At 45.3% G+C, this 20875-nt stretch carries 18 protein-coding genes and 1 pseudogene; 10 read left to right on the top strand and 9 right to left on the bottom strand.

Going from position 1 to position 20875, the window contains the following annotated elements; translation table 11 throughout:
- Positions 1–12: 12 nt before the first annotated feature.
- The 3 genes from thiC to VIS94_16930 are packed head-to-tail and all read right to left on the bottom strand — an operon-like array spanning position 13 to position 3079.
- Positions 13–1293: a phosphomethylpyrimidine synthase ThiC gene (gene thiC, locus VIS94_16940; protein HEY9162765.1), complete on the bottom strand. Its 1281-nt coding sequence runs from the start codon at positions 1291–1293 to the stop codon at positions 13–15.
- Positions 1290–2309 (bottom strand): thiamine phosphate synthase, encoded by a 1020-nt coding sequence (gene thiE, locus VIS94_16935; protein HEY9162764.1) that lies wholly within the window; start codon positions 2307–2309, stop codon positions 1290–1292. The genes thiC and thiE overlap by 4 nt, the downstream gene beginning before the upstream one ends.
- Positions 2309–3079 carry a sulfide-dependent adenosine diphosphate thiazole synthase gene (locus VIS94_16930; protein ID HEY9162763.1) on the bottom strand — a complete coding sequence of 257 codons (771 nt, stop codon included), beginning with the start codon at positions 3077–3079 and terminating at the stop codon, positions 2309–2311. The genes thiE and VIS94_16930 overlap by 1 nt, the downstream gene beginning before the upstream one ends.
- 111 nt (positions 3080–3190) lie before the next feature.
- Here VIS94_16930 and VIS94_16925 point away from each other — a divergent pair, with 111 nt between their 5' ends.
- The 4 genes from VIS94_16925 (at position 3191) to VIS94_16910 (ending at position 7916) form a co-directional block, all read left to right on the top strand.
- The gene (locus VIS94_16925) at positions 3191–3943 is read left to right on the top strand and encodes a lysophospholipid acyltransferase family protein (GenBank protein HEY9162762.1); all 753 of its coding nucleotides are present in this window, start codon (positions 3191–3193) and stop codon (positions 3941–3943) included.
- 48 nt (positions 3944–3991) lie between these two features.
- Positions 3992–5866 (top strand): GNAT family N-acetyltransferase, encoded by a 1875-nt coding sequence (locus VIS94_16920; protein HEY9162761.1) that lies wholly within the window; start codon positions 3992–3994, stop codon positions 5864–5866.
- A gap of 50 nt (positions 5867–5916) precedes the next feature.
- Positions 5917–6837 (top strand): polyprenyl synthetase family protein, encoded by a 921-nt coding sequence (locus VIS94_16915; protein ID HEY9162760.1) that lies wholly within the window; start codon positions 5917–5919, stop codon positions 6835–6837.
- Between the two features lie 134 nt (positions 6838–6971).
- Positions 6972–7916 carry a DnaJ C-terminal domain-containing protein gene (locus VIS94_16910; protein ID HEY9162759.1) on the top strand — a complete coding sequence of 315 codons (945 nt, stop codon included), beginning with the start codon at positions 6972–6974 and terminating at the stop codon, positions 7914–7916.
- A 38-nt stretch (positions 7917–7954) separates the two neighbouring features.
- On the opposite strand, the gene VIS94_16905 is transcribed toward VIS94_16910, so the two are convergent.
- Complete coding sequence (locus tag VIS94_16905; GenBank protein ID HEY9162758.1) at positions 7955–8284, bottom strand: helix-hairpin-helix domain-containing protein; 330 nt, start codon at positions 8282–8284, stop codon at positions 7955–7957.
- A gap of 339 nt (positions 8285–8623) precedes the next feature.
- Positions 8624–9952: an NADP-specific glutamate dehydrogenase gene (gdhA, locus tag VIS94_16900; protein HEY9162757.1), complete on the bottom strand. Its 1329-nt coding sequence runs from the start codon at positions 9950–9952 to the stop codon at positions 8624–8626.
- 311 nt (positions 9953–10263) lie between these two features.
- Here gdhA and VIS94_16895 point away from each other — a divergent pair, with 311 nt between their 5' ends.
- A complete protein-coding gene (locus VIS94_16895; GenBank protein ID HEY9162756.1) occupies positions 10264–11271 on the top strand; it encodes an NrpR regulatory domain-containing protein in 1008 nt (335 codons plus the stop codon).
- A gap of 18 nt (positions 11272–11289) precedes the next feature.
- Here VIS94_16895 and VIS94_16890 read toward each other — a convergent pair whose 3' ends face one another.
- Genes VIS94_16890 through VIS94_16880 form a run of 3 tightly spaced genes read right to left on the bottom strand, consistent with a single transcriptional unit; the run spans position 11290 to position 13830 of the window.
- On the bottom strand, positions 11290–12198 hold the full coding sequence (locus VIS94_16890; GenBank protein ID HEY9162755.1) for an ROK family protein: 909 nt from the start codon (positions 12196–12198) through the stop codon (positions 11290–11292).
- Positions 12199–12207: 9 nt separating this feature from the next.
- Positions 12208–13461, bottom strand: a complete 1254-nt coding sequence (locus VIS94_16885) for an NAD(P)/FAD-dependent oxidoreductase (GenBank protein ID HEY9162754.1) — start codon at positions 13459–13461, stop codon at positions 12208–12210.
- 6 nt (positions 13462–13467) lie between these two features.
- Positions 13468–13830, bottom strand: coding sequence for a hypothetical protein (locus VIS94_16880; protein ID HEY9162753.1), 363 nt, complete (start codon positions 13828–13830; stop codon positions 13468–13470).
- A gap of 96 nt (positions 13831–13926) precedes the next feature.
- On the opposite strand from VIS94_16880, the gene VIS94_16875 reads away from it, so the two are divergent.
- Together VIS94_16875 and VIS94_16870 are read left to right on the top strand one after the other, a co-directional pair.
- Entirely contained in the window at positions 13927–14505 is a 579-nt protein-coding gene (locus VIS94_16875) for a DUF2889 domain-containing protein (GenBank protein ID HEY9162752.1), read from the top strand.
- Positions 14506–14508: 3 nt separating this feature from the next.
- A complete protein-coding gene (locus VIS94_16870) occupies positions 14509–15252 on the top strand; it encodes a sugar phosphate isomerase/epimerase (protein HEY9162751.1) in 744 nt (247 codons plus the stop codon).
- A 28-nt stretch (positions 15253–15280) separates the two neighbouring features.
- Here VIS94_16870 and VIS94_16865 read toward each other — a convergent pair whose 3' ends face one another.
- Positions 15281–16399 carry an aminoglycoside phosphotransferase family protein gene (locus VIS94_16865; GenBank protein ID HEY9162750.1) on the bottom strand — a complete coding sequence of 373 codons (1119 nt, stop codon included), beginning with the start codon at positions 16397–16399 and terminating at the stop codon, positions 15281–15283.
- 158 nt (positions 16400–16557) lie between these two features.
- On the opposite strand from VIS94_16865, the gene VIS94_16860 reads away from it, so the two are divergent.
- The 3 genes and pseudogenes from VIS94_16860 (at position 16558) to VIS94_16850 (ending at position 20869) form a co-directional block, all read left to right on the top strand.
- Positions 16558–16764, top strand: coding sequence for a UXX-star (seleno)protein family 1 (locus tag VIS94_16860; GenBank protein ID HEY9162749.1), 207 nt, complete (start codon positions 16558–16560; stop codon positions 16762–16764).
- Between the two features lie 120 nt (positions 16765–16884).
- Positions 16885–18948, top strand: coding sequence for a glycogen debranching protein GlgX (gene glgX, locus VIS94_16855; GenBank protein ID HEY9162748.1), 2064 nt, complete (start codon positions 16885–16887; stop codon positions 18946–18948).
- Positions 18949–19105: 157 nt separating this feature from the next.
- A pseudogene (locus tag VIS94_16850) lies at positions 19106–20869 on the top strand (glutamine--tRNA ligase/YqeY domain fusion protein).
- Positions 20870–20875: the final 6 nt, after the last annotated feature.

The raw sequence follows: 20875 nt of genomic DNA, 5'->3' as shown, positions 1-20875 counted from the left end.
ACACTCTCCTGCCTATAAACCGGATTCTCTGATCCTTTTAATAGCACAAAATTCGCCGCACATGGTACAGACATCGGAGTTTCCGATTTCACTTGATTCCCTGAGCTTTTTTGCATTTTCAGGATTGAATGAAAGTTCGATCTGGGTTTCCCAGTCAAGTTCCTTTCTTGCCTTCGACATGGCGATGTCCCTCTCCCATGCATATGTCATACCTTTTGCCAGGTCGGCTGCATGGGCTGCAATCCTGGACGCTATGACTCCATCAACCACATGTTCGACCGTAGGCAGCATCAGGTGTTCTGCAGGCGTTACATAGCACAGGAAGTCAGCACCCATATAAGCTGCAAGGGCTCCGCCTATTGCACCCGCTATATGATCATAGCCGCTTGCACAGTCTGTCACCAGAGGACCAAGTACATAAAACGGGGCCCCTTTGCACAATGATTTCTGTAGTTTTATATTCTCTTCAACCATGTGAAGTGGTACATGGCCCGGACCTTCAATCATAGCCTGCACACCTTTCTCCCTGGCGCGTTGCGCAAGTTCGCCCAGCGTTACAAGTTCTGTTATCTGGGCGCGGTCTGTCGCATCCGCAATCGATCCCGGTCTCATACCGTCCCCGAGGGATACCGTGACATCATATTCAGAAAGAATATCCAGTATGTCGTCATAGTATTCATATAACGGAGATTCCTTTGAATTCTTTCTCATCCAAGAAACCATGAATGCGCCGCCCCTGCTCACGACATCCAGTATCCTGCTTTGCCGCTGGAGGGCATTCAGTGCATTCAGATTGACGCCGGAATGTATCGTCATGAAATCGACACCTTCTCTGGCCTGAGATTCAACTGTCTTGAGAAAATCTTTGATGCTCATATCGGTAATGTCTTTTTTCTTCCGTGACAGGTCATAAGCAGTCTGATAGATGGGTACCGTGCCAACCATTACGGGTGAGGCCTTTATTATCTTCTTCCTGATCGCATTAAGACTGCATCCCAGTGAAAGGTCCATAACGGAATCAGCGCCTGCCTCGACGGCAGCCTTGAGTTTTCTAAGTTCCTCATTCATATCCATATGATACGGAGAAGAACCGATATTAGCATTTATTTTAGTCCTGAGTCCTTTTCCAATTCCTCTTATGTACTCAAGATTTCTTTTGCTGTTCTTCGGAATTACAATGGTTCCTTCAGCCAGCCCTTTCCTGACATATTCGGGACTGAGCCCCTCATACCTGGCAACCACTGTCATTTCATCCGTTATTATCCCTTTTCTTGCATTTTCAAGCAGTGTCATATGTTTTCTCCAAAATTATTCAGGAAAGTCATCTCCGCATAAGGATCCATTGCATCCTGAACTGCTCTGATAACAGCGATGTTGTTTATGCCTGTTCCCTTTAGTTCTCCTACATTATCCCTGTTTATTCCACCTATGGCAACCACCGGATGATGCGATTTCTCCACTGCTTTTCTTAATTTTTCAACCCCTGTCACGGGATCTGGTCTTTCTTTCGAATCCGTCTCCCAGATCGGCCCGAATCCTATGTAATCCAAGGGCTCGTTCTGCGCCTTTTCCACCTGAGACAGGTTATGTGTCGAAAGCCCTATCATGAAATTATCTCCGAGGAAATCTTTTGCCCTTCCCGGCTCGATATCATCCTGTCCGAGATGCACACCGTCTGCATTACACATCCTCGCAATATCCAGTCTGTCATTGACTATAAACAGCGTCTTCGTGCCTGAGGTTATTTCCCTTATCTTGAAGGCTATGTTCATCAGTTCCCTGTCAGACCCTTTTTTCTGCCTTATCTGTATTACAGGCAAACCCGCCTTTACAGCCAAAAGAGCAATATCCTCATATCCCGTTCTGGGATTTGTCATCACAAGATAAAGGCCTTTTGGCAGAAGCTTCCTTTTCATTTTGGCATAAGCTTTTTTTTCAAGCTCATATAACTCATACCTGAGCTTTTTCATTAAGGACGATTTGTCCTTCTTCCCTATTTTGTACACCTCTTCAAGCACCCTCAATCCCTCTTCCGCCCTCTTGAGGTTTGCCGAAACGATATCGCCCGGTTCTGATCTATTGTACTCGTTCGCACCGCTGGATAAGTAACCGACATCATCAAGAGAGTTTCTTGCCAGGATAACATCCCCTCTGTCGACAACAGTTACAAGATTATGGCGCAAGTCTTTCAGCCGCTGCTGTATCTCATCTGATACGATGCTGTACCTGAATATGTCTTCAACCACACGAAGACCTTCGGTCACGCGGTTTATATTTGCATCTATTATGCGGTCAATCCCGTCATTCATTAAAGGTTTTCCAATATCAAAGTGGCGGCTTTTTTGCCTGACAGAAGCATCCCGCCGAACACCGGACCCATTCTGTATCCGCCGTAAACAGCATTCGCGGCCATCCCTGAAACATATAGCCCCGGAAAGCATTCACGGGTGTTTTCAACAGTATGCATCTCACCCATATCTGCATCCATTGATTTCTCCCCCATTATTCCGCCTGTAGGAGTATTGAGCTTTACCCCCATTTTCTTGATAAGCACCCCGACAACTTCAGCGGGATGCCCTGTTGCATCAAGCACATATTTTGAATGAATGGTCAGAGGGTCAACATGAAGCCTGTTAAGCTCAACGGGCGTCCAGTTTATGACAAGCCCGCATACTTTTCCGCTTTTAAAGACAACGTCCTCCATTGAAACAAGGTTAAATATCTTAAGCCCCGCACTGACAGATTTATATATAAGGGCAGAAACCGCTTCAACGGCATCTATTGTATAATACTCTTCCTCGTAATTTTCAGATTTCATACCGAATTCATCAATAATTGTTTTAGCGGCATCTTGAACCACTATTTCATTGAACATCATGCCGCCGCCCCACATACCGCCACCAACTGCAAGTTTCCTCTCGAACATGGCGACTTTTTTCCCGGCTTTTGCCAGATAATATCCGCAGACAAGTCCTGAAGGGCCTCCACCGACAATTGCCACATCAATGTCCAATGCGTCTTTTATCTTCTTGAAATATGTGTCAAGTATGGCCCTTGTTATCGTAATCTCATTAAGCATGAGGCATCCTCCAGAAATTTATTATGCCCTGATATAATCATTACCGGACAGTGTCAATCTCACGTTTTTAATATTGAATAAAATATCCATCTTAATCATAATATGCCCATCATGAACAAACTGTTCAGAAAAATAACAGACGGCGTCATGGCGTTGTGGACAACAGTTACAACTGTCATCTATACGATTTTACTCGGTATTCCGGTAATATTTATTGCACTGGTAAGCAAAACGGGAAAACTTCCGTTCAAATTGGGATGCGCCTGGTCCTGGCTCATCATGAAGACCAACAGGGTTAAAATTCAAGTGATCGGACTTGAAAAGTTCGTGCATGAAAAATCATATGTTTTCATATCAAATCATGCCAGTAATCTCGACCCTCTCGCAGTAATACTGGTTATACCGCAAACTCTCAGATTCATAGGCAAGAGCTCGCTTGCAAAAATTCCGATATTCGGATGGGCAGCCAAACTTGGACGAATGATTTTCATTGACAGATCAGATCACACGAAGGCCGTGGAAACTATAAACAAATCAATAAAGGATTTAAAGAACGGCATCAGCGCATTCTTTTTCGCAGAAGGAACCCGCAGTTCAGACGGTATCCTTCAAACCTTCAAAAAGGGCGGTGTTGTCCTTGCACTGAAGGCAAAACTTCCAATCATCCCTGTTGCAATAATCGGCAGTTACCGTCTTCTTCCCAAAAGAGCAATCAGGATACGGCCAGGAATTCTGAAGATAATAATAGGAGATCCCATCGATACAAGCGCTTATTCCGACAATGACAAGGATATTCTCCTCCAGAAGGTCAGGAGAATCATTGAGGAAACCCTGAACGAATACAGTCTGCCTTTAACAGCCTGATATAAGGGAAGTGTTAATACAATATCTAATGAGATTAAGGAGGCAGTTTTGTGGAAAGATGAATATGAAAGAAAAAAAGTTACCCCGAAACAGATAAAAGACATAATCCGTCCAGGTTCTAGGGTATATATTGAAACCGGATGCAGTGAACCCCAATATCTCGTTAAGGAACTCATTCTCGAAAACAGGGAATTAAGCGATGTTGAAATATATACATCCATTCCATTAAGGGGATATTCAGATTTCGGCGGTGAATACGGCTCACGTTTCAGGATCAAATCATTTTTTATTTCTTCTAAAGTCAGTTCTGCTTACGAGGAAGGAAGCGCCGATCATATGCCGCTTTCTTCAACAGGTCTTATCAAGCTGTTTTCCCAGGGCTATATACGGATTAATACTGCTATCATCCAGCTGGGACTTCCTGACAAACATGGTTTTATGAGCCTTGGCATAACAGTAGACCTGGCTAAAATTATAATTGAAAAAGCAGACGTCATTATTGCACAGGTCAACTCCCGCATGCCAAGGAGCTTTGGTGACGGGTTTGTACATATAAGCAAAGTGGATTATATAATCGAAAAGGATGAACCTTTGCTGGAAATACCTCAGGATGAACAGGATTCCGAAACTATCAAGGTCGGTGAAAACATCGCCAGGCTGATTGATGACGGTTCAACCATACAGGTCGGATTCGGCCGAATACCGAATTCCGCTCTGCGGGCGCTTAAAAACAAAAAGGATCTTGGCGTTCATTCTGAAATCATTACAGATGAAATCTGCGATCTTATGGATAGCGGTGTCATTACAAACATCAAAAAAGATATCGACAACGGTAAAACAGTTGCCAGCTTCTGCATCGGAACATCAAAGATCTTTGATTTCGTAAATGACAATCCAAGCGTGGAAATTAAAAATCTAAGTTATACGACAGATCCCCAGAATATTCTTTCGCATAAGAAAATGGTGGCCATAAACGGTGCTGTGGAAATAGATCTTACAGGACAGTCATGCGTAGGCATGAGTGATAATTTCGGGTATTTCGGTGCCCTTGGACATGCAACATTCAACAGAACCGCCATGCTCACCGAGGGGGGAAAAGGTATTATTGCATTAAGGTCAACTTCACGTGATGGAAAATTTTCCAGAATCGTCCCCGAGTTCTCAGATAATAAGATAGGAATCATTACCACCCAGGCCGATATACACTATGTCGTGACTGAATTCGGACATGCCGATCTATTTGGCAAATCCATCAGAGAAAGATCATTGGCGCTGATAACGATTGCTCACCCGAAATTCAGGTCATGGCTCCTTCAGGAAGCAAAACGACTGAACTACGTTTATAAGGACCAGTTTTTACCTCCTGACAACACTTTGTATCCCGAAAAATATGAAAAGGAACTTTTCATGGGAGGAGAAAAGCTTTTGGTCCGCCCGATTAAAGTTACTGATGAAAGGGGCATCCAGGACCTTTTTTATGCAATGAGCCGGCATGACAAATTTTACAGGTTTTTGAGAAATGTTTCCGCATTGCATCACCAGCAGGCTCAGCCACTTGTCAGTTCCGATTACATTAATTCCATGGCACTGGTGGTAACCCTTTCAAACCTGAAAGAAGAAGGCATAATAGCCGTGGCTCATATTGCACGTGAGACGAAAGAGGATATGGATGATGTTTGCGAGTTTGCCGCCATGGTTCATCCGAACTGGCAGAACATAGGAATAGGAACGTTTCTTTTGAAATACATTCTTGGAATCGCACATGACCTTGGCTTCAAAAAAATGATTGCTTACATATGGGAGGACAACATGCAGATGCTGAAGGTTTTCGGCAAAACCGGTCTTCCTCTCAGACAGAGCATAACAAACCGTGTTTGTACTGCGGAACTGGACCTGTCCTTTTACAAAACAGAGCAGTTTTGAGTTATGTTTTAAATTGCTATGACCTGCCTGCTCTGGTATAGCTTCACCGAATGAATAAAGAGTTTGAAAAGGGATTATTAGACATCACAATAAGCTCAAGCAGGCTTACAGGTGAAATTGCCGGTTATATTCTTGGATCGGGAGGAAAACGGTTAAGACCCAAACTTGTTCTCATGATGGGTGAGGCTGTAGGCGTCGATCCTGAAAAAATAATGCCCATGGCCTATTCTGTCGAGATTCTTCATACTGCAAGCCTTCTTCATGACGACGTCGTTGATGGAACCGAAATCAGACGGTTCAAGCCGACCGCCAATCAGGTATACGGTGACAAACCCGCCCTGCTTGCAGGCGATTTTCTTTCAGCCACGGCATTGGATATAGTTTTTTCCATTGGAAATATCAGAATCGCTCAGTCAATCGTCAGAACAATAAAAAAAATGGCTGAAGGGGAATTGAAGGAAATAGAATATGCTGCATCTTTTCATAACAACATCAATACATACCTTGATATAATCTACCTGAAAACAGCATCGCTGTTTGAGCTTTGCACAATAACACCCGGACTCATAGCCGATCTGGATCCGGTCAGAATTGTGGCGCTATCCGATTTTGGGAAGAGCATTGGCATGGCATTCCAGATTGTTGACGATGTAATAAATGTCTATCCTTTGAAAGATGATGACAAGGATGCCTGCAATGATATTTTCGAACGCAAATCAACACTTCCCCTTATTTATCTTTTCAATGAAAGACCTGACATTATTTCCGATCTTTCTGCAACCGAAGATCCTGTAAAATGGCGCAATATTATTATGCCGGGGCTTGGCAATGATATTCTGAACAGATGCAGGAAAACGGTTGTTGAATATTTGGATTATGCAATTTCCGCAATAAAACAGGCCGGTTTTCTGACAGACAGAATCCTGAAACTTCCCGAGATCATACTTGGCCCGATAGAAACCAGGCTTTAATCCTTTACCCCACCCGTTTGAAAGCAGTTCTCATGAATTTCCGGGCTAAAGTTTTACATGGTTATTGATTTCTGCTTCATTAGTAACTAATTCAATAATAAAAGATCGTTTATGCTGTCAAAGGAGACAGGAAAGTGGAATATAAAGACTATTATAAAATTCTTGGCGTTGAAAGAGATGCATCGCCTGATGAGATCAAGAAGTCCTATAGAAAACTCGCCAGGAAATGCCACCCTGATACCTGCAAAGATGATCCTAATGCCGAACAGAGATTCAAGGAAATCAACGAGGCGCATGAAGTCTTGAGCGATCCTGAAAAAAGGGCAAGATATGATGCCCTTGGCAGCAACTGGCAGCAGGGACAGGATTTTTCACCACCACCGGGTTTTGAGGAATTCTTTAATTTCGGAGGGCAAAGAGGACAGGGTAGATCTTTCAGGTTTGATTTTGGCGGATCTCCACATACGTCCGGAGGAGGCTTCTCGGATTTCTTTGAAACCTTATTCGGCGGTTTTGGCGGCATGGGAGGAAGACCGGAACAGCATTCATTCAGGAGGCAGGCGCCAGTCGGCAGCGATATAGAAAGTGAAATATCAATATCGCTCGAAGACGCTCACAATGGTGTAACAAAAGAAATCGCGCTTCAGGGGCCAAATGGCATTAAAAGGCTTAATTTCAAAGTTCCAAAAGGCGCCCACGACGGCATGAAAATAAGGCTCTCCGGTCAGGGAAACCCCGGCCCGGGAGGTTCCGGAGATCTATATCTGATACTTCGTATCCAGCCGGACAGCAGATTCAAGATCGAGGGAGAAAACCTGATCATGGATGTGCCTGTCATGCCCTGGGATGCGGCTCTTGGTGGGACACTGGAGATAGAAACACTTGAAGGCAAGGTCAAACTGAAAATCCCGGCCGGGATATCATCCGGACAGCGCTTAAGATTTAAAGGACGAGGACTCTCACACAAAGGCGATCTTTTTGCACAGATTAAGATTGTACTACCTTCACAATTGAGTGCCGAGCAGAAGAAACTGTTTGGAGAACTGAAGAAACTATCTGATAAGAACAAAAGTGAATAGCAGCCTGATATCTGCTATTCACTTTTAATTTCCGGCTGCTACTTGACCACTTTTAATGTCGACTTACCCTCAAGCATACAGAAAGGCCTTATTTTTTCAAGTCTTGCCTTACCGATACCCTTGATCTTATCAAGATCATTTACAGCTTTGAAAGGTCCGTGCGCACTCCGATATGCAACAATCGCATCAGCCTTTTTCTGCCCTATTCCCGGAAGCATCTGAAATTCAATCGAGGTTGCCGTATTGATGTTAAGCTTTCCTTCAAGAACATCATTGCCCACCCCGGGTTTTTTCCCTGAAGCCGCATGCAGGGAAAAGGACATAAGTATTGTGAAAACAACCAGCAATGAAACAACTACCTTTTTCATATCTTAAACCTCCCTTTAAATAATTTGATTTTAATCACTATCGGCTTAATACGAGATTCATTTATTATTGTCAAGCTTTTTATTATTTTTCTTACTTTTATTATTTTGTTCCTTGGTTATATTTTGTATTGATAGGGCATGCCAGTTATAACTGTTTGTTCTTTTGGAAAGTATTCAGGTTATTTTAACGGCGGTAATTTTTTTGTTTTTACTGATTTCTGTTGCTTTGGGATTAGTTTTTTTTAAAAAAGAGGATTAAGTCAAGTTATATCAATATAAATAAAATACCCCATGATCCTTAATGGATCATGAGGCATTTTTATTGCTTATGGAATTCTTTTATACGCCCTGATCAATCATTGCATCTGCTACTTTTACAAACCCGCCTATATTGGCACCGTTCACATAGTTAATGTATTTTCCATCCTTGCCATATTTTACACAGGTTTCATGAATGCTCTCCATGATCTTCTTCAGGTTTGCATCCACCTCGTCTCTTGACCATGAAAGCCTCATGCTGTTCTGGCTCATTTCAAGGCCGGAAGTTGCGACCCCTCCAGCGTTGGCCGCCTTTCCCGGGCCATACAGAATCTTTGCCTTGATGAAGATTTCTATTCCACCGGGTTCGGTCGGCATATTTGCACCCTCAGACACACATATGCAGCCGTTCTTAACCAGAGTTTCGGCATCCTTTCTGCTGATTTCATTCTGCGTTGCAGAAGGAAATGCCACATCACATTTCACAAACCACGGTCGTTTTCCTTCATAATATTTTGCTTTCGGATACTTCTTCACATATTCTTTTATCCGGCCACGTGTAATGTTTTTTAGTTCCATTACATATGCAAGCTTTTCGGCATCAATACCGGCTTCGTCAACGATCGTGCCATCGGAATCGGATAGCGTAACGACCTTTGCTCCAAGTTGATTGCACTTTTCTACAGTATACTGTGCAACATTGCCCGAACCCGATACCGCAACTATTTTGCCGTCAATTTTTTCCTTTCTTGTTGCTAGCATTTCCTGAGCAAAATATGTGGCGCCATAACCTGTGGCCTCAGGCCTTATAAGGCTTCCACCCCAGGTAAGACCTTTGCCGGTAAGCACCCCTGTCACTTCATTTGCCAATCTTTTATACTGACCATACAGGAAACCGATCTCTCTGCCGCCGACACCGATGTCACCGGCCGGAACATCTGTAAATTGCCCGATGTGGCGGAACAGTTCGGACATAAAGCTCTGGCAGAAACGCATCACTTCAGCATCACTCTTGCCTTTGGGATCGAAATCCGAACCGCCTTTTCCTCCTCCCATTGGAAGAGTCGTAAGGGAGTTTTTGAAAACCTGCTCAAATGCAAGAAATTTAAGTATGCCCAGATTTACGCTTGGATGAAATCGAAGACCGCCCTTATATGGACCGATTGCGCTGTTCATCTGTATACGGAAACCACGATTTACCTGAATCTCACCTTTGTCATCCACCCATGGCACACGGAACATTATTACCCGCTCAGGTTCAACAATTCTTTCCAGAACCTTGGCCTTTCTGTATCTGGGATTTTTGTCGATGAATTTTTCCAGTGATTCGAAAACTTCCCATACCGCCTGATGAAACTCCAATTCTCCCGGATTCTTGGCTTTTACCTTTTCAAACAACTCTTTAATCATACTACCTCCATGTAGTGTGTTGAGTATTTTATTACGGCAATTTATTGCCGTTTAACCTATCTTTCTAATTGTTTTTTATCACTATAAACACATCGAGTCAACACGCTTGGTGGCTTTTATAGAGTCTTTACAAGTCATTTTTATTGCGGCATATTTGCCGTTATCAAAATATTATATTTTTGTTAACGGCATTTTTGCCCATTTTCAAACGGTTATTTGATTTGATAAAATCGCTATAAAATAATACTCGACCGGCAAAATTACGTATTCACTTCCTTGACACGGGAGTTAAATTACAGGAAAAAGGCTTTATGGAAGAAAGAAAAACCAGAAAGAAAATGCTCATCCTTAATGTCCTCAGGGATGCAGGGAAACCTCTGGGAAGCGCTCATATTATGGATGAACTCAGGTATGCCGGCCAGTCAATGAGCGAACGGGCAATCAGGATGTACCTGAAGGATCTCGATGATGAAGGATTGACATCAAAAATAGGGAGAAAGGGTCGAATCATCACCGAAACAGGCCTGAGGGAAATTGAATCTTCCAGGATCATTGAAAGAGTGGGATTTCTCTCCGCAAAAATTGATCAGATCACATACAAAATGAGCTTTGACCTCAAGGAACAATCCGGAACCGTCATAGTAAATATATCAATCGTCAAACCGGGACAGGTGAAAGATAATATCGAATCAATCTATCAGGTATACGAGAACGGCTTCGCCATGGGTGAAATGATAACCCTTTTCGGGCCCGGGGAAAACATCGGATCGACTACGGTTCCAGATGGTATGGTCGGCATAGGCACTGTTTGTTCTATAACCTTGAACGGAGTGTTGCTGAAGGCTGGGATTCCCATGATATCAAAGTTTGGCGGTCTGCTCGAGATAAGGGATTTCAAACCATCGAGATTTACTGAAATCATAATGTATGACGGCACGAGTCTTGATCCCTTGGAGATATTCATCAAGAGTGGAATGACTGACAACTCCGGTGCTATATCAACCGGAAAAGGCCGGATTGGCGCAGGATTCAGAGAGTTCCCTTCGGACTGTCTTGAAAAGGTTTATGATGTTGACAGCAAACTCAAGAAAACCGGGCTCGGCGGGTTTACACTGATTGGCAGGCCCAGCCAGCCGCTGCTTGATATTCCTGTCAGTGGCGGCCGCATAGGTTCAGTAGTAACAGGCGGACTCAATCCCATTGCAGTTCTTGAAGAAAAAGGCATTCGCATCCATTCAAGGGCGCTGGCGGGAATCATCGATTATGACAGGCTGTTTCACTATACTGCACTCGGAACTTTTTTGAAGCCATATCTATAAATATACCGTATCAGGTATTTATCTGATTTTTAAATAAGCCTGTTCTGCAAGCGCCAGTGCCCCGCATGTTCCTGACCTGTCGCCAAGCCCCGGCGGAACAATGTAATTATCTATTTCATCGAGTATCATACTGTGCCGGACATATCCGTTAAGAAGTCTTCTGACGCGGAGCCTAATCATTTCAATCAGGCCAGAAGTCTTCATCACGCCGCCGCCTGCGATAATTCTCTGAGGTGATATCATTAAAGAATAGCACGCAAACGCATAAGCCAGATAATCCGCCTCGAGCGCCCATCCCTGGTGACCTGAAGGAAGGTCCGATGCTTTTTCAACCCCCCACCTCTTTTGAATGGAAGGTCCTGATGCCAATCCTTCGAGACAGTCCCCGTGATAGGGACATATACCGTCAAAAGGATCCCTTGATCGGTCATGAGGTATGAAGATATGCCCCATTTCAGGATGGACCAGGCCGTGCATGATATTACCGGCAGCCATGCCGCCGCCCCCTATCCCGGTTCCAACGGTTATATAAATAAATGTATTCAGCCCTCTTGCGGCGCCCCATCGGAATTCACCCAGAGCGGCACCATTCACATCCGTGTCAAATCCGACTGGAAGGTTGAATGACTTTTTCAAGGCCCCTGCAAAATCAAACATCTGCCATCCGGGCTTGGGCGGTGTTGTCGTAAATCCGTAAAATTGAGAATCCCTGTTCAGGTCAACCGGGCCGAATGAGGCAATACCGAAGGCCGAGAGAGGCGTCTTTTCATGAATGGTCCTGAAATATTCAATCACCCTGGGCAATGTGACATCAGGATGCGCCGTAGGTATTATTGTCTCATCGATAATACGGCCTTTTTCATCACCGACAGCACAGCAGAACTTGGTGCCGCCCGCCTCTATCCCGCCGAACAGAACATCCTTCATGATTCCTCCCTATCTGCACGGCGGTTCTATGAACCGGGACGTATCACGTTTGAAAAGCCATGTGATGATCCAGTCCGCCATAATCTGGAAACGGTTTTTGTACCTCGGAAGCATCGCTAGCTTGAAAATCTTCCAGAGCATCCAGGCGGGAAACCCCTTTATCTTGATCCCATACACTTCGCTTACACCTGACATGAAGCCAAGCGATGCCATGTCGCCTCGATAATTGAACTTGAAAGGTTTCGATTTTCTCTTCTCAATCCTGTCCTTTATATCTCCTGCCACATATGCCGCCTGCTGAACCGCAACCGAGGCAGTTGAAGCGAGAGGCCTTCCTCCCTCTTCCGTACGGGCGAAATCACCTATTGAGTAAACACCGGGGTTCCCAGGGACCTGAAGGCTGGCGTCGACTATTATCCGGCCGGATGTATCTTTTTTTACATTACCTGACATTAAAAGTTCCGGCGCTTTTATGCCTGCCGCCCAGACAAGTATTCCCGTAGGAATACATGTGCCGTCTTTGAGCATAATGCATTTATCGTCAACACCTGTAATCGGGGAATTCAGCCGTACTTTAATGCCGCTCTCTCTCAATCTCTCCAGCGCAACGCCGGAAAGATATTCAGGGAATGAAGGCAGAACCTTGCCTGATGCCTCGATGAGGTTTATCGTTACGTCCGAGGGCTCTATCTCAGGATAGCCGCGCTTTAAGATAATGGAAATGAACTGTGCGATCTCTGCAACCACTTCACATCCGGTGCACCCTGCACCTGCTACGCTGATAGAAAGAAGCCGGGCTTTTTCTTCAGCATTCCTTGAGAGCGTTGCCTTTTCAAGCACGGTTATAATTTCATTGCGCAGCCTCACAACATCCGTAATGTTCTTGAAAGTTATGCATCTTTCTTCAACCCCCGGTATCCCGTAAAAATTGGAAACGCTGCCCGGTGCTACAACGATATAATCAAAGAGTTGCTTTCCAGTCGCGGTGTTGATGGACCTGTCCTTCAAATCGACAGACAGAACCTCTTCACACCTTATGTTGACCTTTCTCGGATCGAGAATTTCCCTTAGTGGAACGACTATATGTCTTGCGTTGAGCGAGCCGGTCGCAACTTCATGCATCATGGGTGTATATAAAAGGTAATTATTCCTGTCGAATATGGTTATATCAACTTTATCTTTCAGTTTCTTCCTGAGGCCGGAAACTGTAAACAGTCCTGCGAACCCGCATCCCACTATGCCGATTTTAATTTTATTCTTCATCCCTGATCATTTTTTACTCAACAAGTCTATCCCTGCATAAACAAGCAGTATGATACCGCCTGTTACGGAAACAAAATACAGAGTGGAAACCCAGCCCGGAACAAAAGCAGTCTTATTTTCCACGGCCGATATCTTATCCCTGAGCGCCTTTTGAATCTCTTCGGGCGATTTCTTTTCAAGAATCATGCGCGCCCTTATGCGCCTGAGTTGCCTTACATCCTGACCCTTGGTCAACCTCAGCTTAAGCCCCCAAGTAAAAAATGAAATGAAAGCAAAAAAGAGAGCAACTATTGTCAGCATGATGCTTCCCCTGTCGAACATCATAACCGCAGCAATGCAGCATATCAAAAAACCGAGGAAACCGCTCATTTCTTCACCCTCCCGATAATTGTTTACTGATAATTCAATTCCAGGACAGCTTCAACAATTTCTTGACCGTAATGAAGGATATGTCTATCAATAGTTATGGAAAACCTCAAATCATTGATAAAAGACCCGATTCATTCACGCTCGATTACGATAAAAACCTACCGCATCGATGATGATGCAATTGTTGTTGAAGGAAGGCTGAGAGACGACAGGCTTACAGAAACCTTTTCGATGACAAAGGGCCAGACCATGCCAGTCGGTGTGATACATGACATGACAATAAGATTCCTCGTCAGGGATAATCACGGTATGAACATTGAAAATGTCGAAGTCGAGCTGGCTCACGTACCCAGAAATGAATGCATGCAGGTTCATGACTCCCTTGACGGAATCAAGGGCCTCAAAATAGCTCCTGGGTTTACCGGTATGGTAAGGAAAAGGTTCGGCGGCCCCAACGGGTGCGCCCATCTCAATTCTCTTCTGCTCTCAATGGCCTCTGCGGCAGTCCAGGGCTGGTGGACAAACAAGGCAGGAAGTCCTGATGCCCTGAAAAAGGCCAGCGTCAACATGGACAGAAGATTTTTAATCGACACATGCATTATATGGAAAAAAGACGGTGATCTCGCAAAGGCGGCAATCAAAGCACTTGAAGCCGACAACGAGGCAGGCGGTTGAGTCATGCCTGTCATAGGAGGCAGGGCACATAATCCAGATGCAGCCGAAAAGGTTGCCGCACTCGGTTATCCCTTTGCCGAAATCTCTGTCAAAACGCCCGAAGATATGAGGGCAAATATCGACAGACTTCTCTTAATCAAAGACAAATACGGCAACGGCTATATGGGACATTTCCCGAACGAAGACCACCCGGTCAAACCCGATATCCTGAAGGAAATATTTCTTCCCAAGATAAAAGGTATTCTTGACCTGTGTCCAGAATTATCAATCAAAAAATGCACCCTTCATTTCTGGATGGATACAAGATGGATCGATCCTGATATTGCAAAAGCCAAAATACCCATTCTAAAAGAGCTCGTCGAATACGCCTCATCATGCGGCGTGACCATATGCATTGAAAACCTTAGCGAGCATTTTGAAAGCTTCATACCCCTGTTCGATGAAATACCGGGGCTTAGAATGACTCTTGATATAGGCCATGCCCAGCTGCTTTCAAAAACCAATGCATCGTTCGACTTCATCAGATACTGCTTTGAGAAGATAGATCATGTGCACGTACATGACAACAGGGGAGGCACGAGGCTTGAAGACGATTTACACCTCCCACTCGGACAGGGTCTGATCGAATACGGAAAGATTTTCACGGAGCTTGGGAATAAAGGCTATGACTCGACAATAACAATGGAATTGAAGCCCGAAGAACTAAAAGAAACAGAGGCCAAAATAAGGAAGTATTTTTATTTTTAATCTGACAGATTACAGGAAAACTGTTTTTTTATCTGCACTCCCTGATGATATCGTCTATTTTCCCCTGCATCTGTTCATACTGTTGCTCCATGCTCTCTATCAGCTTGAACTGTGCCCTTGTACGAGCCATATTCTGCTCGGGATAATGAATCCTGAAATATTTGTCGCCATTGATATAATCGGTTAAAAATCTGAGCCCGATAATAAAGGTCATAAGACCGGATGATAATGCAAGGTTATCGATCTCATCACCGTTCAGGTGCCCTGCCATCTCGGAAAGGAATCCCTTTGCATAAGCCTCGAAAAGCCCGATATCCATCGACACCCTGTCAAGATCGTTTTCATCCTCGGCTCCAGTGTTAGTGACCGTTCTTATAGAATCGCCGAAGTCATAATGCACGCACCCGTTCATTACGGTATCCAGGTCTATGATGCAAAGCGCCCTGTCTTTCTCATCGAGAAGCACATTGTTGAACTTGGTATCGTTATGTGTGACGCGCAGAGGGATTTTTCCTGTTCTTATCAGATCAGGAATCTTCATCATCTGGCAGGCCCTCTTCTCGACAAAGGCAATCTCATGCTTTGCCAATGCTGCCCTGTTAAGGGGATCATTCATGGTAATGCTGAAAAAGTCATTGAGTCTTTTTTCTATATTATGGAAATCAGGTATTGTTTCATTAAGAGGCCCGCCCGGCAGATCGGCAAGGCCTGCCAGGAAACACCCGAAAGCCTTTCCGCCTTCAAAGGCCTGTTCAGCAGTTCTTACAATATCACAGCTGTGGCTGTCTTTTATAAATATATACATCCTCCAGTAATCGCCTTTTTCATCCAGAAAATATGATTTCCCGTCGATTGCCGGTATCAGCGTTAGACATTCTCTGTCGGGTTGCGAGCCTGGCATTTTTTCAATCCTGCTTCTAATGTGTGATGTAACCCTTTTGATATTTTCCATCAGCCCCGGGATATTCCTGAAGACTTTTCCGTTTACTCTCTGAAGCACATAATCATGACCCGATCCCTCACAAACCTTGATCAGGAATGTATCGTTTATGTGGCCGTTTCCTATGCGCAGAGGATCAAGAGGCCTGCCGGTTATGCAAAATGATTGCACAATATTACTTTTAATGTATTCCTGAAGTATATCCATAATCACTTGTTTTTATCATAACCTACAAAATGAACAAGTGCGGAATCATGCCCTTGAAACAATATCGATGTAATAAAATGGTTAAAAATATCCGATAAGATAATTTGGCATCAGGTCATCTTCGGACTATTTTGCAAATATAAACTAAGGAGGAATATATGGATAATAAAATCTTGATTTTCGGGAAATCGGGCTGACCCTATACCGACCAGGCCAGGCTGGCCTATGGAGATAGGGCTGAGTACGTCGACGTAAGGAAAGACCCATCGAGAATGAACGAGTTCCTCAAATATTCCGGTGGTGTAAGGAGGGTCCCTGTTGTTGTCGAAAACGGCAAGGCCACTGTAGGTTACAACGGGTCCTGAGGTGTATAAAAACCGGCCGTGAGCCGGTTTCAATGAAATCTTTTTTGATTTGCGGAACCTTAAGCCTTATAAGTCTAATGTTTAATCCTCTGTTTTCCGAAACATTATAAAGGTGAAGATATGAAAGAATTCCAGGCACTGCCCGGCAGGAGCTATCCGCTTGGCGCAACAGTTACTCCTTCGGGCGTTAATTTCTGCATTTTTACAAAAAATTCCCGCTCCGTCGAACTCCTGCTCTTTGATAATCCCGCCGACACCGAGCCGCTTGTCATAGAATTAGATCCGGATAAAAATAAGACGTTCTACTACTGGCACTGTCTCGTTCCCGGTATTGAAGCGGGTCAGCTCTACGGCTACCGTGTTGACGGCCCCTATAATCCTGCCATGGGTCACAGGTTTGACAGGAGCAAGGTGTTGATAGACCCCTATTCAAAGGCCATAGTCACTGACGGATACGACAGGGAGGCTGCCAAGAAACTTCATTTTGACAATATCGGCTGCTGCATGAAGTCGGTTGTAGTCGATACCACCGGTTATGACTGGAACGGCGACAGGCCCCTGATGACACCGCACTCCAAATCGATCATATATGAGCTTCATGTAAAAGGATTTACAAAAAACCCCAATTCGGGAATCCCTCAGGGTAAAAGGGGGACCTATGCGGGTCTCATTCAAAAAATACCGTACCTGAGGGAACTCGGAATTACCGCAGTCGAACTGATGCCCGTACAGCAGTTTGACGACCAGGAGGCTCCACCCGGCCTTTCAAACTACTGGGGTTACAGCCCTGTGGCCTTTTTCGCCCCGCACAGCTCCTACAGCTTTGATAGAAGCCCGCTCGGCCCGGTCAATGAATTCAGGGACATGGTCAAAGCACTGCATGCGGCGGGTATAGAGGTCATACTCGATGTGGTTTTCAACCATACAGCCGAAGCCGACGAAAAAGGCCCGACCCTCTCGCTTAAAGGTTTTCATAATTATGCATACTATATCCTTCAGGCTGACCATTCAAAATATGAGAATTACTCGGGATGCGGAAATTCGATCAATGCAAACTTCTCGATTGTCAGGACAATGATCCTTGAGTGCCTTAAATACTGGGTGACCGAGATGCATGTTGACGGCTTCAGGTTTGACCTGGCATCAGTCCTCTGCCGCGGAGAAAACGGTGAACCGCTCGATAATCCGCCGCTTCTCTGGTCAATTGAATCCGAACCCGTGCTTGCCGGAACAAAGATCATTGCTGAAGCATGGGACGCAATTGGATTGTACCAGCTTGGCAAATTCATAGGCAGCAGGTTCGCAGAGTGGAACGGCCAGTTCAGGGATGATGTCAGGAGATTTGTCAAGGGTGATGAGGGAACCGTCCAGAAATTATCTTCACGCATCATAGCAAGCCCGGACATATACACAAGGCCAGACAGAGAGCCTTACAGAAGCATCAATCTCATCACCTGCCATGACGGATTTACCATGAACGACCTCGTATCGTTCAATGAAAAGCATAATGAAGCCAATCTGCAGGGCAACAGCGACGGCATGACGGACAACTTCAGCTGGAATTGCGGCGCTGAAGGCAGCACAGACGATCCCGATATCGAAAGGTTGAGATTGAGGCAGATAAAAAACTTCTTTACCATACTCAGCACTTCCCAGGGCACTCCGATGATTCTTATGGGAGACGAAGTAAGACGTACGCAGAGAGGCAACAATAATACATACTGTCAGGACAATGAGATGACATGGTTCGACTGGGATATGGTAAAGTCGAACGCCGGGTTGCTAAGGTTTGTCACCATGCTGAACAAAATCATAAGACCATGCCGCATATTTCAGGATGAGCATATACTCTCGAGCACATACAGCAGTACAAAGGCATACATAAACTGGCACGGTATAAAAATCGGCAAACCCGATTTCAGTTACAATTCGCACTCTCTTGCATTCACACTGACCCATCCCCTGTTCGGAGAGAAGCTGCATGTCATCCTCAATTCATACTGGGAGGCACTTGATTTCGAACTTCCAAGGCTAAAGACCCCGATGCTCTGGCACAGAATCGTCGACACCTTCCTTGAATCTCCGGATGACTTTCTCGAACCGGATAACGCCCCTGCCGAACACGGCAGATTTTACAAAGTGCAGCCAAGATCCAGCATTATCCTGATGGCGAAAATGGGATAGGCATAAACACGCCTCCGGCTCAGCCCTGAACCTGCAGGACACTGACGGATACAATTATGTATCTTCCGGTCATTGGACTTAACAGCACTCTCCTCCTGTGTTATATAGCCTCAAGGCTTGCATCAAGCCGAATAAACTCATCCGGAGACCATTTTATATGAACACCGAAAACAGCCATTCAGACAAGAACGGCACCCACCCTGAAGAGTCTGCCATCCAGCCGCAGGGAACCGATTTCATCAGGTCCATAATCAGGGAAGACATTGCCTCGGGCAAGCACGGAGGCAGGGTTCACACGCGTTTTCCGCCCGAGCCCAACGGCTATCTGCACATCGGCCATGCAAAGTCGATATGCCTTAACTTTGGCATTGCAAACGAATTCCCCAACGCCATGTGCAACCTGCGCTTCGATGACACAAACCCCAGCAAGGAAGACCAGGAATACATCGACTCTATTTTCGAGGATGTCAGATGGCTCGGTTTCGACTGGGAGGACAGGTGCTATTTTGCTTCTGATTATTTCGAGAAGCTCTACGAATATGCCGAACTCTTGATCAAGAAAGGACTTGCTTATGTCTGCGAACTGAGTGCGGAGGAAATCAGACAATACAGAGGCACGCTTACCGAACCCGGAAAGAACAGCCCATACAGAGATCGCAGCATCGACGAGAACCTCGACCTGTTCAGGCGCATGCGGGCAGGTGAATTTCCCGACGGCTCAAAGGTTCTGCGGGCCAAAATCGACATGTCCTCGCCCAATATCAATATGAGAGACCCGGTGATCTACCGGATACTGCGTTCAACCCATCACAGGACAGGTGATGCATGGTGCATTTATCCCATGTACGACTATGCGCATCCGGTTTCAGACTCCATTGAAAGCATAACCTATTCGATATGCACGCTCGAATTTGAAGACCACAGACCGCTATATGACTGGTTTCTGGAAAAGCTAGATATATTCCGCTCAAGGCAGATCGAATTCGCAAGGCTCAATCTCAACTATACGGTCATGAGCAAGCGGAAACTTCTCGAGCTCGTACAGAAAAAGATCGTCTCGGGCTGGGACGACCCGAGAATGCCTACGATATCCGGGCTTCGCAGGAGAGGTGTAACACCTTCCGCAATAAGGGATTTCTGCGATCGCATCGGCGTTGCAAAAAGGGACAGCACGGTCGATATGGCGCTCCTTGAACACTGCATTCGCGAGGATCTTAACTCCAGCTCGCCCAGGGTGATGGCGGTTCTGAACCCCTTGAAGGTCGTTATTGAAAACTATCCCGAAAACCAGCACGAAGACTTCGAGATAGCCTATCATCCCGACAAGCCCGAGATGGGCTCACGCAAGGTCCCGTTCTGCCGTGAGATTTATATAGAGCAGGACGACTTCATGGAAGACCCTTCTCCCAGGTTTTTCAGGCTTTCGCCCGGCAGAGAGGTCAGACTCAGAGGAGCATACTTCATTACATGCAAAGAAGTAATAAAAGACTCTTCAGGCAGAATAAAGAAACTGATTTGCAGGTATGACCCTATGACAAGGGGGGGCAATGCACCTGACGGCCGCAAGGTGAAAGGCACGCTGCACTGGGTTTCGGCGGTTCACGGCATACCCGCAGAAATAAGGCTTTATGACAGGCTGTATTCTGTCGACAACCCCGGGGCAGAAGCAGAAAAAACAGGAAAGGACAGCCTCGATTACATCAATCCCGAATCTCTGCTGAGAATGGAAGGCTCATTTGTCGAACCGTCCCTTGCAGATTCCAAGCCTTTGGCCCGTTTCCAGTTCGAGCGTCTTGGCTATTTCTGCGTAGACTCAAAGGATTCAATTCAGGAAAAGCCTGTCTTCAACCGGACCGTTACCTTAAAAGACACCTGGGCCAAAATCGATAAGACCAGCCCCGTCAAATCGAAAAAATCAGAACCAAAG

This window comes from Desulfomonilia bacterium (genome assembly GCA_036567785.1).
In the GTDB taxonomy this organism is placed as follows: Bacteria; Desulfobacterota; Desulfomonilia; order UBA1062; family UBA1062; genus DATCTV01.
The sequence above is the reverse complement of the archived record's forward strand: the minus strand, read 5'-3'. Positions and strand labels throughout refer to the sequence as shown.